This is a genomic window from Xenorhabdus ishibashii (genome assembly GCF_002632755.1).
GTDB classification, from domain to species: Bacteria; Pseudomonadota; Gammaproteobacteria; order Enterobacterales; family Enterobacteriaceae; genus Xenorhabdus; species Xenorhabdus ishibashii.
Genome location: NZ_NJAK01000001.1, coordinates 3183608 through 3198486, shown reverse-complemented (window position 1 = coordinate 3198486; position 14879 = coordinate 3183608). Strand labels below are relative to the sequence as shown.

The following is a 14879-nucleotide window of genomic DNA, read 5'->3' as shown; positions in this document are numbered from 1 at the left end:
AACCCGAAAGTGTACTCAAAAACGCGTTATCTGGATAAAATAGTCACTTTCCCGCATTATGTCGGATATGTTGAACAAAACAAAGCCAAGGCATTTATCATGTCAACTAACACTTTTCACCCAGATACTCTTTCTCATACAGATACTACTTCTCACACAATATCCATTCTCTACGGCATTAAAAACTGCGATACCATCAAAAAAGCGCGTCGTTGGTTAGAAGATCAAGAAATACCTTATCAATTTCATGATTATCGGGTTGATGGTCTCTCCCCTGAGCTACTCCAATCATTTATTGAGCTTGCTGGTTGGGGATCTCTCCTGAATACTCGTGGTACAACGTGGCGCAAATTGCCCGACGAGCAAAAAGCAGCCATTAACAATGCAGAAGAAGCCAAGGCTCTCATGCTGGAACATCCTTCAATCATAAAACGCCCCCTATTAGTCTCTCGCTCAGAAGGTTCAAAAAAAAAGGGGACAGAAACAGAGAAGTATTTGCTCGGTTTTAATGTGGAACAATATCAACAGTTTTTCTCGTATGACTCGCTAAGGAGAGAAAATTATGACTTGCCCAGTAATTGATCTTGCCCAACAGTTAATCAAACGTCCTTCTGTCAGTCCGGATGATCAAGGTTGTCAGGAACTTCTTATTCAGCGTCTGCAAAACATTGGCTTTACCATAGAGCGAATGCCTTTCGGTGATACCCTGAATTTCTGGGCTTATCGTGGAACTGGTGTCACTTTTGCCCTTGCCGGGCACACCGATGTCGTTCCTACCGGTGATATCTCACAGTGGCAGACACCTCCGTTTGAACCCACTATTCGTGATGGCATGCTGTATGGCCGCGGCGCCGCAGATATGAAAGGCTCTCTGGCGGCAATGGTTGTTGCGGCTGAACGTTTTGTCACGGATAATCCTGAGCATAAAGGCCGTCTGGCTTTTCTGATCACGTCCGATGAAGAGGCTAAAGCGATCAATGGCACCGTTAAGGTTGTTGAAACGTTAATGGCTCGTCATGAACGTTTAGATTATTGTCTGGTGGGAGAGCCATCCAGCCAGAAATGTCTTGGGGATATGATCAAAAACGGACGGCGGGGTTCCCTGACCGCGAGTTTGACCATTTTTGGCACCCAAGGGCATGTTGCCTACCCAGAATTGGCTGATAACCCCATTCATCACTCACTCCCTTTTCTGCAAGAACTCGTCAATACTCAGTGGGATAACGGTAATGAGTTTTTCCCTGCCACAACGATGCAAATCGCTAATATTCAGGCAGGAACCGGCAGCAATAACGTTATCCCGGGGAAACTGTGGGTTCAATTTAATTTCCGTTTCAGTACCGAACTGACCGATGTCGAGATCCGGCAACGGGTTGAAGATATGCTGAAAAAGTATCATCTCAAACATGAGATTGACTGGTGGCTATCAGGCCAACCTTTCCTGACTCGCAAGGGGGAGCTTGTTGATGCAGTGGTTGAATCCATTGAGCATTATTGTGGATATAAGCCGGAGTTATCAACCAGTGGCGGCACTTCAGATGGACGCTTTATTGCCAGAATGGGGGCGCAGATCGTGGAATTGGGACCAATCAATGCCACAATCCATAAAGTCAATGAATGTGTCAAGGTGGCTGATTTACAAGCATTGAGCCTGATTTATCAACGTACTATGGAGCAATTAATCAGATGATGACACCTGAAATCCTGAGCGGTCTTTCTACGGATCACCTAGTCACGCTTACAGGCAATCACCGTTTGCAATTTAATGCCACCAAAGCGTTTCTTGCCATGCAGAAAGAGGCTGCCAAGGCAGGTTTTAAGCTACAACCGGCCAGTTCGTTCCGCGATTTCACACGTCAGCAAACTATCTGGAATGAGAAATTCCGTGGTCAACGTCCGGTATTAGATGATCATAGCCAACCTCTTGACATCTCGAAAATGGGTGAAGGCGAACTTTGTGAAGCTATTCTCCGCTGGTCAGCTCTGCCGGGGGCAAGTCGCCATCATTGGGGCACCGAATTGGATATTTATGATCCCTTTTTGCTACCAAAAGGTAAGAAATTGCAGCTAGAGCCGTGGGAGTATGAAAACGGAGGATACTTTGAGCCATTAACCCACTGGCTGACAGAAAATATGTCTCATTATGATTTCTACCGCCCCTTCACGCGCCACGATGCTGGTGTAGCTTATGAACCCTGGCATATCAGCTATTGGCCATTATCCCATGAAGCTGAAAATTTATTCGATGAACAAGTGCTATTGGGTGCCTGGGAGAATCGTGATATTGCCGGCATAAACTGGTTAAAAACCAATCTATCCTATATATTTGAAAAATACATCAGGATAATGGATTAAGAAAACTGTAAATCAGGAAAATATACCGATCAGCAGAAATAACACATTAGGCTCCTGAGCCTCATGGAAGAGGCCCTTAACACTCTGAGGAAAATACCATGCATTGGTTGATAGATTATTGGTGGGTTGTTCTGTTAGTGCTTATCGGCATTATTGTTAATGCAGTAAAGGCACTCAGTCGCGTCGATAAAAAATCGTTCTTAGATGACAAACCCGAATTGCCCCCGCACCGAGATCTTAATGATCAATGGGATGATGAGGATGATTGGCCGCAGCGGGATCGCAAGAAATAATCCAATCTCTCCAGTGCCTGGCAAGTATTTTATCGATGCTTGCCAATGCACCAGCAGCCTCTTCCCGCCAGTATTTTAATAGAGCCTTACGGCCACTTAGTGATAATTCATTAACACATTGTTCGATACTTAGCCGTTGTTGAAGATGCTTTCTCAGTGCCGGCAAGGCCAAATGACTCTTTAACAGTAATCTCTGTAATGCAAAATAAGACGCTGACAGAGGACGATGAGCAAATGCAAATCCAGCCAATTCCTGCCAATCACTATTATTGAGCCGTTCATCACTATCATGCTCAACTGGCAAGGGAAAGCCGAGTAACGATTCTAATCCTCTGGCATCTCTGGATAATCGCTGTTGTGCGGATTGGGCAAATCGTTCGCCCTGCTCACTCAAAGGCAGAACCGCCATTGCGGTATAACAACCACTACTTGCTTCTCGGTGAGTTCCCATTCTCACCAGACGAAAACCACATTTTTGCCAAAGAGCCCACAGTTCAGCGGTATAACCAAAACTGACCGAAATGAAATCCAGCCTTTTTTTACTGGCTTCCTGACATTGCTGAACGATCAAATGCTGTGCAATACCTTGACGGCGATATTGAGCTTGTACAGCAATACGGCTAATTCGTTGTGATCGCAAAGTTGCAGCCTGTGGAAAACCGCTATGTGCCGCCAGAGATTGTGCCACCAAATTACCTCTTGGTCGCCGACGCCCTGCCCAAATTTCATGCGCTAATGTCTGTGACAATCCGCCTTCATTCACCATCCACAAAGCACCAATCAATTGTTGCTCATGCTCTGGAGTCCCAGAAATAGCAGACAAAAATGTCATTCCTTTACCATCCATTAATCGCCGCAGGTCAAGGGGGGATGTACGGTAATGCGCGCTGGCTAATAAACCATAAAATTGGCGCAATAACGAAGGATGTTGTAACCATTCAGACTGATAGATCGGATGAAAATGCAATTCTTCTGTGTTTAATCGAGTGTCATCAACGAACGGTTTATCATCGAACAACAAGGCACTATCCAGCCACGCTTCCAATGGATCATGGGAAGCCCAGCGCATCGGAGTTTTCAATTCACGAATATGGCAATCAGGCAATTCAGCACAGAGTTTCAACAAAAAACCGCGACCCGTTCCCTCATAACCCTGAACTGTTGAGGTCAACAATACCCGTGGAAAATGGCAGATCAATTCTGCTAATTGTGGCGTTGGGATAGCGGCTGCTTCATCAATCAATAACCAATCAGCATCGCTTTTATTTTCCTGTTTATCTTTTTTTGCTCGGCAATATTTCAACAAATGGTCTACTGCCCAAAAAGGTGTTTCCTGTTCTAAAGGCTTCTGTTCAGCAGGATCTGAAACTGAAATACCAGAGTAACGCCGAATAACTTCTGTGGTTATTTTCGCAGGGGCACATAACCAGCATTTTCCCCGCCAATATCGTACCAACATCCCTGCCAAAGCCGATTTCCCTCGCCCCCGTGGTGCAGTGATCACCCAAACGCCCTGTGTGGCCTGTCGCAATTCTTCAAGAATGGATTGCTGGCTTACCGTTGGGTTGCCATCAGGCATCTGCCATGCTCTGGTTGTAGGCAATGGTGGTATCTGAGATATCTGAAAAGGTATTTCCTGACGCCATAATAATACTTCAGGAAATGCAAGGATTTGCTGCTGAATATGGCGAATAAAATTAGGTGTCGAAATAATGCCTGCCGATTCATTCCAGCGCAAACTATCTTCATCAGGCTTTTCTGGCCATTGTGACCAGGCTGGTACACGCATCACCAGCCAGCTTCCCGCTTTTAGTGTACCAGCCAGTATCGCCAATGCTTCAGCATTAAGCCCCTGAGTGGCATCAAAAACACCATGCAAGAATTCACGACCAAGCAAGCTGACAGCTTTTATCGGATCAATAGCACCACCAGATACATGGGCTGAAACCGTTACCCAATCCCCTTGAAACTGTTTTGTTAGCTGATTAATAATCAGTTCACTCCACTGCGGATCACCACTTAAAACAACTAAACGGCGCTGCCCCTGCTGTTGCATCTGTGCCTGCAACATTGCCCATGAGATAGGCACCATCACGACTTACCAATCATAAGGGATAAAATACCAGCGGCAATCAGAGGGCCGACCGGAACGCCCTTAAATAGAGCCACTCCCAACACAGTACCGACCAATAAACCCGCCACTGTAGAAGGCTGGCCAGACATTAAAGTCACACCCCGGCTTCCCAGCCATGACACAAGGACACCAACCGCAATAGCCAACAGTGATTTCCAATTTAAGAAAGAGCTAAAAATTTCCTGGGCAGAGATTTTCCCGCTTGCGATGGGTGCCATGACTCCCACGGTCAGGATCAGGATACCTATCGTCAAACCGTACTTTTCCACCCAAGGGAAAAACTGATTCAATGGCGTGATACGAACTACCAATAGAAATAACATGGCAAGCGTCACTGTCATGTTGTGGCTGATGATGCCAAGTCCAGCAAGCACGAGCAAAATAAGCAAAGTAGGATCGATATGACTCATGAGTTTTTATTTCCTGTAAACTCCAAACAGAACAATATTTGACTATTTTCAAACCAGACGACATAAATGCTGGCATGGAAAAGATGATAACTTAAAATTTTTACAATTAATCAAAAATATTCATAAAGTGCCATCCCCAAATTGGGTGATAGCGTGGCAAAAGGTAGTTTGTTAACATTCTTGCTTTAAACAATAACATTGATAAATAATTGCTCACACAAATCAAAACACAACCTCGTTTTTTGATAGTGTGATTTTCAAACACCAACACTTTTTTACCAAGGTGAATGCAGAAAGGTTGTAAGAAGTGACTTGCAGCTAATGTGTGTTCGTATAAGTGATATGAATATGAAAAAATTAATCTCCCCCATTATAACCTGTCTCTTTTTAGCTGGTTGCACCACTCAATGGGTACCTGCAACCAGTAATCCAGTCCCTTTCAGTGAAGCAAAAGTTGAATGCAGATTGTCAGCATTACAACAATTTCCTATCAAAAATGAAGTAGCCCAAAGATCAACACTGAAAATGGTACAGCAACCTTGTATCAGTAAAGAGCAATGTGGAAAAAACGGTTACTACAGTCAAAATGTTCCTATGATCGAAAGCTATGTGACTGATGTCAACGAGGGTTCTAGAAGTGAATTCTATTACAACTGTATGCACCAAAAAGGCTGGAAACAAATAACTAAATCCCTACTTTAAAGTTTATTCAACGTGCAAAACAGGGACAGGATGCCCTTTTGATTATCGGAGCATCCTGCCTATTTTATATTATATTTTTTAAGTAATCGTTTGCGTCACTAGTCCAAAATAACACCAATACGGCGTGCAACTTCTTCATACGCTTCAATCAAGCCACCGAGACTTTGGCGAAAACGATCTTTATCCATTTTATCCATCGTCAGTTTATCCCATAAGCGGCTACCGTCCGGTGAAAATTCATCTCCCAATATAACCTTGCCCTTGAACAAACCAAATTCCAATTTAAAATCCACCAGAATCAAACCTGCATCATCAAACAGCTTGCTCAATACTTCATTCGCCTTGTAGCTCAGGCGTTTCATTTCAGATAAGTGCTCTTTGCTCACCCAACCGAATGTTTCACAGTAAGATTCATTAACCATAGGATCGTGTTTGGCATCATCTTTCAGAAACAGGTCAAACAGTGGCGGGTTCAGCACTATTCCCTCTTCCACGCCCAAACGCTTAACCAGAGAACCTGCGGCACGATTACGAATAACACACTCAACAGGCACCATATCCAGTTTTTTCACCAAGGATTCATTATCTGACAACAGTTGTTCCATTTGCGTCGGAATACCCGCTTCTTCCAGTTTTTTCATAATGAAATGATTGAATTTATTATTCACCATTCCCTTGCGATCAAACTGTTCGATGCGTTCACCATCCAATGCTGATGTATCATTACGGAATTCCAGTACCAGTAAATCAGGATTATCAGTGGCATACACTGTTTTTGCTTTTCCACGATACAACTCAGCTTTCTTCTGCATTTTACACTCCAGAAATATGACATCTTTAAACGTAAAGAATTAAAACAAAAAACGCACCCAAAATATAAAAGGGACCCAAGGCCCCTTTTATAGATTACTTATCTTTGGATTGGCTAAACGCGGCTTCCAGCGCAGCCACCATTTGATCATTTTCAGATTGAGTCAGCGGCTTACCTTTGTCGCTGATAAATTGCAGGCTGCTTCGGTTATCCAAATCACCCACCTGTAATTTGTAATTTCCTTCGCTGATAGAAGGCTCTTCTACCCCTATTGCTTTCCAATCAGAGGAACTGCGTCCTTTATAAGTCACCGCAATTGCACCTGTGGAACGTGTACGATCTGTGACCTCCATTCCTATGCTATCCAGCACGTATGGTAATCTGTTCCAGACCACGTTATAAGGTGCACGCACGATGATCTGCGGCAATCCGGTATTATCACTACCACTTTGTACAGATAATGGACCTGAATTTTTAGCACTGGTCAGGCTCGCAGCTTCTTGTTGCTGGCTTAAGTCAGTCGCCAATTTATTCAGCATCGTGACATTGTAACGTTGAATTTCTACCGGATCGGTAATTTCCTTTTCTCCCTGTTTCAAACCTTCGTTCGCAACAGATAGCGCTATTTGGTAATCCTGTTTGGTAACTGAAATACGGTAACGCCCCTGATAAGGGACATTTTCATCTGCCCGTTGCCATGTGATCCAATCTGTCATCAGGGTTTGTGCTGCATCATCTTTATGGCTGATCTTATACCCTTTTTCCGCTAACAGGCTGTTTATCTGAGACCATAAGTTACTGTATTCAGGAGTATTTTCAAGCAACAATTTACTGCTGTTAGCACTATTTTCAACGCGAGAACCCGTCAACAATGCAAGAGCTTGTAATGGAGGACGTATATCCAAATCTTCACCCACAGCCCCTGTTGCCGTCGTTGACGGAATATTATACTCACCATTTTGCAATGGTAATGTCATTCCCGCAGGGACGTTCAATAGTTTCATTGGCGGCGTGTCAAGATAGGATTGATCCCCGCTTACCTGACGTTTATAGCGCTGATCACTGGAGCAGGCAGCTAAAAAAACGACCAATGACAGACCAGTAATCTTCATGATCTTCGATTTTTGCAATAATGTTGCCATTAAAATTCCCTAAAATTTTACAGTAATCCAGCTATTTTCAAGGCACTGCCAACTGGAATTTGCCCTTCCTGCGTTAACGGAACCATTGGCAAACGCAATGTATCATCGGCAATCAATCCCAATTGACGGCAAGCCCATTTAACTGGCGTCGGGCTAGGTTCAATAAATAATTGATGATGCAATTCCATCAATCGGCTGTTCAGTGCACGAGCTTGCAAAAATTCACCTTGCTCAGCTAATTCACACACCTGTGCCATTTCCGCTGCCGCAACATTTGCAGTGACAGAAATAACACCTTTACCACCAAGCTGCATGAAATCGACAAAACTTGCATCATCACCACTTAGAAGAATGAAATCTTCATCACTAACCAATTCTTGGATCTGACTAACACGACTTAAGTTCCCCGTCGCTTCCTTAAGCGCAACAATATTTTTCAGTTTCGCCAAACGAGCGACAGTCGGTGGCAATAAATCACATCCGGTACGAGATGGCACATTATACAGAATTTGTGGTAAGTCAGTATTTTCAGCTATTGCCTTATAATGCAAATATAAACCTTCCTGTGATGGTCTATTATAATAAGGTGTGACTGACAGGCAACCCACAACCCCCGTGTTTTCGAAACAGTTGGTCAGAGAGATGGCTTCTGCGGTAGCGTTTGCTCCTGTTCCTGCAATCACCGGAATACGTCCATCAGCTATTTCCAGTGTTTTCAGGACAACATCAACATGTTCGTCATGGTTCAGTGTTGCAGACTCGCCGGTTGTTCCAACAGACACAATCGCAGACGTGCCACTGGCGACATGATAATCAACCAATTTTTTCAAACTGGCTTTATCAATCTGACCGACTGAGTTCATCGGAGTTATCAATGCAACTATACTGCCTGTAAAACCAGAATGATTGCTTACCATTGCCATTTCCCCTTAGTTAAACCTAAAACTGCAAATGAGAAGTTCATGGTACTTTCTTGTTATACAGAAGAAAACTCTTTAACCACCCGTTTTCAATGAATTTTGTTAATATCAAGTGTAGCTAATTAAACAGAAATTATAATGTTGCTCACTTAACAAATACGATTGACCTTCTCTTGATCATTTTTTATGTTAAAACACAGCAAACACCAACTAAAATTAAAGGAAAATCGCTTTGCCAACCTCAGAACAGCATTTTTTAGTGATCACGGCCTTGGGTACCGATCGTCCCGGCATTGTCAATACCATTACCCGCCTCGTCAGTACATGTGGTTGTAATATTGAAGATAGCCGTTTGGCAATGTTTGGCGAAGAATTTACCTTTATCATGTTGCTATCTGGTAGCTGGAACGCCATCACTTTGATCGAATCTACCTTACCGCAGAAGGGCGCGGAACTTGAATTACTCATAGTGATGAAACGTACCCGATGCGGTGTTCAGAAAAAATTTCCTTCGACCATCACCGTTAAGGTAGATGTAGATGATTCACCAGGAATTGTTGAACGTTTTACCAGTTTATTCACGGCTCAAGATCTCAATATCGCAGAGCTGGTATCAAAAACTCACCCAGCCGAAAGAAATCACCCTGCTCGCCTGCAAATCCAAATTACAGGTCACAACCCAATTGACGATAATGGCGCGATATTTAAAGAAAATTTTCATCATCTATGTACAGAATTAAATGCACAAGGCAGTATTAGCGTACAAGATCATCTAAATCAAAACGATTAAACGGAGAATAAGTGATGAGCCCATTGAAAGCCGGTGATAAGGCCCCCCAATTCAGCCTTCCTGACCAAGATGGCGAAACCATTAATTTATCTGACTTCAAAGGTCAACGTGTCTTAGTTTATTTTTATCCCAAAGCAATGACACCAGGCTGCACAGTTCAAGCGTGTGGCTTACGTGATTCAATAGATGAACTGAAAAGTGCCAATGTTGAAGTACTGGGTATTAGCACAGATGCACCAGAAAAGTTATCCCGCTTTGTAGAAAAAGAGATGCTAAATTTCACACTGCTTTCTGACATTGACCATCAAGTTGCTGAACAATTTGGTGTATGGGGAGAAAAGCAGTTCATGGGGAAAATCTATGATGGGATTCATCGCATCAGTTTCTTAATTAATTCACAAGGTGAAGTTGAGCACGTTTTTAATAAATTCAAAACCAGTGATCACCACCAAGTTGTATTGGATTACCTGAACCGACATTAATTGTCAGCATAGAGACAACCCGTTTTGAGTTGCCGTTCAATCAATAAAGCGGCAACTCAATTTATTTGTTTGGGATCTATTCTATTGCATCGTTACTCAAAGGAACCCAAACATTATTTGCTACAAATATCTGCAATATTGGTTGTTAGCATTCTTTTTCCGCCAATTTTTGTCCGGCCAGACTTAAGAGAATGTACGGACACAGTCCAGAGTACAACTTTTGGGGACAATACTTAATGAGTATTTTTCGCTAAAGTTTATTACAATTAATAATTTTAAGGTACTCTTTGTCATAAAAGTATTCATGAAATTGATAGCTAAAAACGGAGCACACTATTTTATGAGAATCGCTTTATGAGAAAAACACCCAGAAAATCTTTGATAACGATTTTTATCGGCCTGTTGTTATTGGGAAATCCTCCTGTATTCTCTGCACCGGCTGAAGATTCACTACCGGATATCGGCACCACAGCGGGAGCAACCCTCAGCATCAACCAAGAAATGGCTATGGGTGATTTATATATACGCTCGATAAGGGCCCAAGCTCCTCTAATTTATGATCCGCTGCTAACTCAATATATTAATCAGTTAGGGCAAAAATTAGTCACTCACGCCGATTCAGTCAAAACACCTTTCCATTTCTATCTGATAGATAACCCGAATATTAATGCCCTCGCATTTTTTGGTGGTAATGTTGTTCTTCATTCCGGCCTATTTCGCTATAGTAATAATGAAAGTGAACTGGCATCTGTCATGGCTCATGAGATTTCCCATGTTACACAGCGGCATCTGGCACGATGGATAGAAGAACAAAAACGTACCAGCCCTCTGGCATGGACCGGTACATTGGGTGCTATTTTGCTTATGATAGCCAGTCCACAAGCTGGCCTGGCTGCACTCAGTGGCACACTGGCAGGCGTCCAACAAGGCATGATCAGTTTTACCCAATCGAATGAGCAAGAGGCTGATCGTATTGGAATACAAACGCTCAGTCGGGCGGGATTTGATCCACACGGCATGCCTGATTTTATGCAAATACTCGTAGATCAATCTCGCTATAGCTCCAAGTTACCTGAAATGCTATACACTCACCCATTACCGGCCAGCCGTTTAGCTGACGCCCGTAATCGGGCAAACCAATATCCCACTAAAGCCGTTTCAGAGTCTCAGGATTTTCTGTTCGCCCGTGTCCGTATTTTAACAATGTATTCAACCGATCAACGTCCCTATATTGATCAATGGCTAAAGAAATACAGTCAGGGCACCGCTAAAGAGCAGCTCGCTGCTGCCTATGGACGTGCTATTTTGCTTTCTGAAGATAAAAAGTATGCCGCAGCCAGAGCAATACTCTCTCCATTGCTAGATAAACAACCGGATAACGTTTGGTTTATTGATACCATGACGGATATTGATATCGGGCAAAAACAGTATGCCAACGCCATCGCTCGCTTGCAGGATGCACTCAAGAAACTGAAAAGCAATCCGATATTGCAAGTTAATCTTGCAAATGCCTATTTTATGGATAAAAAATATTCTCAGGCATCACAACTTCTGTTTCGTTATACTTTCAATCACCCTGACGATCTTAACGGCTGGATACTGTTAAGAAAAGCTGTCGGAGCGCAGGGAAAACATAATGATGAACTAGCCGCTTATGCAGAAATCATGGCATTGCAAGGTAATTTTAACTCCGCTATAGAACAACTTGGCAAAGCCAGTGCGTTGGCCAAGTTGGGCAGTGATGAACAAAAGAGATATGATGCCCGTATTGATCAATTGCGCCAACTACAACAAAGTTATGCCCAATATAATAAATAGAGGATTTTTACATGCAAAATTTTGATACACGAAAAGTGATTTTTTACCATAATCCTCGCTGTTCAAAGAGCCGTGAAACCCTTAAGCTGATTGAAGAACTCGGTATTACACCGGAAATCATTCACTATCTTGATACACCACCTACAACAGAACAGCTTGCCATACTATTACAACAACTCGGTTTCAAAAATGCCCGCCAATTAATGCGCACTAAAGAAGATCTCTACAAAGAATTAAATCTGGACAACGCCACATTATCCCAAGACACATTGCTCCAGGCGATGGTTGAAAATCCCAAATTGATAGAACGCCCGATCGTTGTTGTCGGTGATAAAGCGCGTTTGGGACGTCCCCCTGAGCAAGTTAAAGAAATTCTGCTGTAACTATTTTTTAATAAAAATGGTTTCAATAAGAACGTTTTTCAATAAAAAAGTGATAGAGAATATATTTCTATCACTTTTTTTATTCTGTTCTTATTTCCTTACTGCTTTATTCACTCAAAGCTCAAGGATATCTTTTACAAACGGGATCGTGAGTTTGCGTTGTGCCACAATGGAAGCTCGATCAAGTTCATCCAGGGTTCTGAACAACGTTTGCATTTCCCTATCGAGCCGTTTTAATACAAAACGCCCCACATCCTCAGGTAATTCGAAACCCCGTAATTTTGCCCGTAGTTGCAATGCCTGGATTTTCTCATCATCTGACAGAGGCTGTAATTTGTAAATTTGCCCCCAATCCAAACGAGATGCCAAATCCGGTAGCGTCAGGTTAATTTGCCGTGGAGGACGATCACCGGTGATTAAAAGACAAGTTCGGCCAATTTCTACAATGCGGTTGTAAAGATTGAAAATAGCCATTTCCCATTCCTGATCACCTGCAATACACTCAATATTATCGATGCATACTAATGATAAATGCTCCATACCATCAAGGACTTCAGGGACAAAATAAGCGCGTTTATCCAGTGGCACATATCCTACAGCTTCTCCCTGTTGGGATAATTCGGCACAGGCTGCGTGAAGCAAATGGCTCTTACCCCCGCCATCGCGGGACCAGAAATAGATATAACTGCCGTGTGACTGACTAGTAGCCAATTTTATTGCAGCTAATAAGGAAGTATTCTCACCTGCAAAGAAACTGGCAAAAGTTTCATCATCGGGCAAATATAATGGTAATGAAAGCTGCGACGGTGTATTCAGAAGCACCTCAAACAGAATGGATAACGAACAGTGCTAAGTCTACCACAAAAAGTCTCTATAAATGAAACGAATGCTTTGTTTAAAACAGGAGATTATCACCAAAGCATACTTCCCTATAAAATGGGTAATTTACGACCAATGACAAAATCATTCCTATTTCCTGCACAAGTCAGAAATAACCTATTCCAGAATAAAAATTCATATATCTGATAATCCCATACTATCAATAGTCGATATTGACAACAGTAAAAAGTAAGCACTAATAGTAAGAATATACTGTATTTCCAAAGAGTTTAACTTATTTTTCTTACGTTATTTTCAATAGAAATTAACGACAGATATTATTTTTAAAGGAAAAATTTATCGTTATAAATGACAAAGCCAAATGGCAAAGAAAATAATTTTAAAAAATAGAAAGGGCTTTTAAAAAGCCCTTTTCAATAAATTTCATTAATATTTTTTATTCTACCACTTCACTCTTCTTATCATGTTTAATTGATTTCACAGAAGAGTTGATATACGGCTCTTCTGGTCGGATGAAGCTTATCAATTTAAAAAACAGACTTAAACCAATTCCCACAACAGTTGCAAGCGCCATACCCTTCAATTCTGCCGAACCGATCTGAATTTTCGCTCCGCTGACACCAATAATCAAAATAATGGAGGTCAGGATCAAGTTCTGTGCCTTACTGTAATCAACTTTCGAATCAATCAAAACTCGAATACCTGATGCACCAATCACACCATACAGTAACAGGGAAACACCCCCCATCACTGGGATTGGGATCATTTGGATAGCTGCCGCCAATTTACCAACGCAGGAAAGTAATATTGCCATCACCGCAGCACCACCAATCACCCATGTGCTGTATACACGGGTAAGTGCCATAACACCAATATTTTCACCATAAGTCGTGTTAGGTGTTGAACCAAAGAAACCCGAAATCATCGTTGAAAAACCATTGGCAAACATTGAGCGATGCAGGCCAGGATTTTTCAATAAATCTTTCTGTACGATATTTGCCGTTACCACCAAATGCCCAACGTGTTCTGCAATAACCACCAGCGCCGCAGGTAAAATTGTCATAATAGCAAACCATTCAAAACGTGGGGTATAGAACGTCGGCAATGCAAACCACGGCGCTTCACGCACTGGTGTTAAATCGACAACTCCCATGAAAAATGACAGCGCATAACCTACCAAAACACCAATCAGAATCGGAATAATCGCCATAAAACCACGAAAGACTACCGAACCCAAAATTGTCACGCCCAGCGTAACCATAGATATGGTCAGGTTGGTTATATTAACCTCAGTGCCTGCCGCTGGACGCAATCCCGCCATATCAGCAGCAACACCTGCCAATTCCAGGCCAATCACGGCAACAATGGCTCCCATCGCTGCCGGAGGAAACATCACATTGATCCATTCCCTTCCTGCAACTTTTACAAGCAGGGCAACCAAACAAAACAACAACCCGCAGACAATAAATCCACCTAATGCCAATTCATATCCTAAAGGCAGTAATAACAATACCGGTGAAATAAAAGCAAAGCTGGAGCCTAAATAAGCCGGAATTCTCCCTTTACAAATCACCAAATACAGTAATGTTCCAATGCCATTGAACAACAAAATTGTCGCAGGATTCACTTTAAATAAAATAGGAACCAAAACGGTTGCACCAAACATGGCAAATAGATGTTGCAAACTTAAAGGAATAGTCTGTGCCAAAGGAGGTTTTTCTTCTACTCCAATAGTTCGACGAGTCATTATGGATACCCTCTTATATCATCTTGCTAGAAACCAAAAAAAAGCCGACTTT

Annotated in this window: 16 protein-coding genes; 9 read left to right on the top strand and 7 right to left on the bottom strand. The window is 42.5% G+C overall.

What is annotated here, in order from left to right; all coding sequences use genetic code 11:
• The first annotated feature begins 99 nt into the window (after window positions 1-99).
• From Xish_RS15110 to Xish_RS15095, 4 genes are all read left to right on the top strand, one after another.
• The gene (locus tag Xish_RS15110; protein ID WP_099118785.1) at window positions 100-582 is read left to right on the top strand and encodes an ArsC family reductase; all 483 of its coding nucleotides are present in this window, start codon (window positions 100-102) and stop codon (window positions 580-582) included.
• Window positions 563-1690, top strand: a complete 1128-nt coding sequence (gene dapE, locus Xish_RS15105; protein ID WP_099118543.1) for a succinyl-diaminopimelate desuccinylase — start codon at window positions 563-565, stop codon at window positions 1688-1690. Before Xish_RS15110 ends, dapE begins: the two co-directional genes overlap by 20 nt.
• Window positions 1687-2355, top strand: a complete 669-nt coding sequence (locus Xish_RS15100) for a M15 family metallopeptidase (protein ID WP_099118542.1) — start codon at window positions 1687-1689, stop codon at window positions 2353-2355. Before dapE ends, Xish_RS15100 begins: the two co-directional genes overlap by 4 nt.
• A 98-nt stretch (window positions 2356-2453) precedes the next feature.
• Window positions 2454-2648 carry a YpfN family protein gene (locus Xish_RS15095; protein ID WP_099118541.1) on the top strand — a complete coding sequence of 65 codons (195 nt, stop codon included), beginning with the start codon at window positions 2454-2456 and terminating at the stop codon, window positions 2646-2648.
• Here the strand turns inward: Xish_RS15095 and Xish_RS15090 are convergent.
• Window positions 2593-4740, bottom strand: a complete 2148-nt coding sequence (locus tag Xish_RS15090) for a tRNA(Met) cytidine acetyltransferase TmcA (protein ID WP_099118540.1) — start codon at window positions 4738-4740, stop codon at window positions 2593-2595. The genes Xish_RS15095 and Xish_RS15090 overlap by 56 nt on opposite strands.
• Window positions 4740-5192, bottom strand: coding sequence for a DUF441 domain-containing protein (locus Xish_RS15085; RefSeq protein ID WP_099118539.1), 453 nt, complete (start codon window positions 5190-5192; stop codon window positions 4740-4742). The genes Xish_RS15090 and Xish_RS15085 overlap by 1 nt, the downstream gene beginning before the upstream one ends.
• Before the next feature lie 348 nt (window positions 5193-5540).
• On the opposite strand from Xish_RS15085, the gene Xish_RS15080 reads away from it, so the two are divergent.
• Complete coding sequence (locus Xish_RS15080; RefSeq protein WP_141553987.1) at window positions 5541-5894, top strand: hypothetical protein; 354 nt, start codon at window positions 5541-5543, stop codon at window positions 5892-5894.
• Between the two features lie 98 nt (window positions 5895-5992).
• Here the strand turns inward: Xish_RS15080 and purC are convergent, their stop codons facing one another.
• From purC to dapA, 3 genes are all read right to left on the bottom strand, one after another.
• A complete protein-coding gene (gene purC, locus Xish_RS15075) occupies window positions 5993-6706 on the bottom strand; it encodes a phosphoribosylaminoimidazolesuccinocarboxamide synthase (RefSeq protein ID WP_099118537.1) in 714 nt (237 codons plus the stop codon).
• 94 nt (window positions 6707-6800) lie between these two features.
• Window positions 6801-7847 carry an outer membrane protein assembly factor BamC gene (gene bamC / locus Xish_RS15070; protein ID WP_099118536.1) on the bottom strand — a complete coding sequence of 349 codons (1047 nt, stop codon included), beginning with the start codon at window positions 7845-7847 and terminating at the stop codon, window positions 6801-6803.
• A gap of 17 nt (window positions 7848-7864) precedes the next feature.
• Complete coding sequence (dapA, locus tag Xish_RS15065; protein WP_099118535.1) at window positions 7865-8764, bottom strand: 4-hydroxy-tetrahydrodipicolinate synthase; 900 nt, start codon at window positions 8762-8764, stop codon at window positions 7865-7867.
• A 235-nt stretch (window positions 8765-8999) separates the two neighbouring features.
• Between dapA and Xish_RS15060 the strand changes: the two genes are divergently transcribed.
• The 4 genes from Xish_RS15060 to arsC all read left to right on the top strand — a co-directional run bounded on the left by Xish_RS15060 (window position 9000) and on the right by arsC (window position 12240).
• Window positions 9000-9557 (top strand): glycine cleavage system transcriptional repressor, encoded by a 558-nt coding sequence (locus Xish_RS15060; RefSeq protein ID WP_099118534.1) that lies wholly within the window; start codon window positions 9000-9002, stop codon window positions 9555-9557.
• Between the two features lie 14 nt (window positions 9558-9571).
• Window positions 9572-10039, top strand: a complete 468-nt coding sequence (gene bcp / locus Xish_RS15055; protein ID WP_099118533.1) for a thioredoxin-dependent thiol peroxidase — start codon at window positions 9572-9574, stop codon at window positions 10037-10039.
• A 354-nt stretch (window positions 10040-10393) separates the two neighbouring features.
• Window positions 10394-11857: a beta-barrel assembly-enhancing protease gene (gene bepA / locus Xish_RS15050; RefSeq protein WP_099118532.1), complete on the top strand. Its 1464-nt coding sequence runs from the start codon at window positions 10394-10396 to the stop codon at window positions 11855-11857.
• Window positions 11858-11868: 11 nt separating this feature from the next.
• Window positions 11869-12240, top strand: a complete 372-nt coding sequence (arsC, locus tag Xish_RS15045) for an arsenate reductase (glutaredoxin) (protein WP_099118531.1) — start codon at window positions 11869-11871, stop codon at window positions 12238-12240.
• A 114-nt stretch (window positions 12241-12354) separates the two neighbouring features.
• Here the strand turns inward: arsC and hda are convergent, their stop codons facing one another.
• Together hda and uraA are read right to left on the bottom strand one after the other, a co-directional pair.
• Entirely contained in the window at window positions 12355-13062 is a 708-nt protein-coding gene (gene hda, locus Xish_RS15040) for a DnaA inactivator Hda (RefSeq protein ID WP_167383275.1), read from the bottom strand.
• Window positions 13063-13516: 454 nt separating this feature from the next.
• Entirely contained in the window at window positions 13517-14827 is a 1311-nt protein-coding gene (gene uraA / locus Xish_RS15035) for a uracil permease (RefSeq protein ID WP_099118529.1), read from the bottom strand.
• Window positions 14828-14879 lie beyond the last annotated feature (52 nt).

Bases quoted from the DNA above. Each gene is read 5' to 3' on its own strand.
- dapA (WP_099118535.1), bottom strand. From the start codon at position 8,764: ATGGTAAGCAATCATTCTGGTTTTACAGGCAGTATAGTTGCATTGATA.
- Xish_RS15080 (WP_141553987.1), top strand. From the start codon at position 5,541: ATGAAAAAATTAATCTCCCCCATTATAACCTGTCTCTTTTTAGCTGGT.
- uraA (WP_099118529.1), bottom strand. From the start codon at position 14,827: ATGACTCGTCGAACTATTGGAGTAGAAGAAAAACCTCCTTTGGCACAG.
- purC (WP_099118537.1), bottom strand. From the start codon at position 6,706: ATGCAGAAGAAAGCTGAGTTGTATCGTGGAAAAGCAAAAACAGTGTAT.
- bepA (WP_099118532.1), top strand. From the start codon at position 10,394: ATGAGAAAAACACCCAGAAAATCTTTGATAACGATTTTTATCGGCCTG.
- bcp (WP_099118533.1), top strand. From the start codon at position 9,572: ATGAGCCCATTGAAAGCCGGTGATAAGGCCCCCCAATTCAGCCTTCCT.
- arsC (WP_099118531.1), top strand. From the start codon at position 11,869: ATGCAAAATTTTGATACACGAAAAGTGATTTTTTACCATAATCCTCGC.
- dapE (WP_099118543.1), top strand. From the start codon at position 563: ATGACTTGCCCAGTAATTGATCTTGCCCAACAGTTAATCAAACGTCCT.
- bamC (WP_099118536.1), bottom strand. From the start codon at position 7,847: ATGGCAACATTATTGCAAAAATCGAAGATCATGAAGATTACTGGTCTG.
- Xish_RS15090 (WP_099118540.1), bottom strand. From the start codon at position 4,740: ATGGTGCCTATCTCATGGGCAATGTTGCAGGCACAGATGCAACAGCAG.
- Xish_RS15100 (WP_099118542.1), top strand. From the start codon at position 1,687: ATGATGACACCTGAAATCCTGAGCGGTCTTTCTACGGATCACCTAGTC.
- Xish_RS15110 (WP_099118785.1), top strand. From the start codon at position 100: ATGTCAACTAACACTTTTCACCCAGATACTCTTTCTCATACAGATACT.
- Xish_RS15095 (WP_099118541.1), top strand. From the start codon at position 2,454: ATGCATTGGTTGATAGATTATTGGTGGGTTGTTCTGTTAGTGCTTATC.
- Xish_RS15085 (WP_099118539.1), bottom strand. From the start codon at position 5,192: ATGAGTCATATCGATCCTACTTTGCTTATTTTGCTCGTGCTTGCTGGA.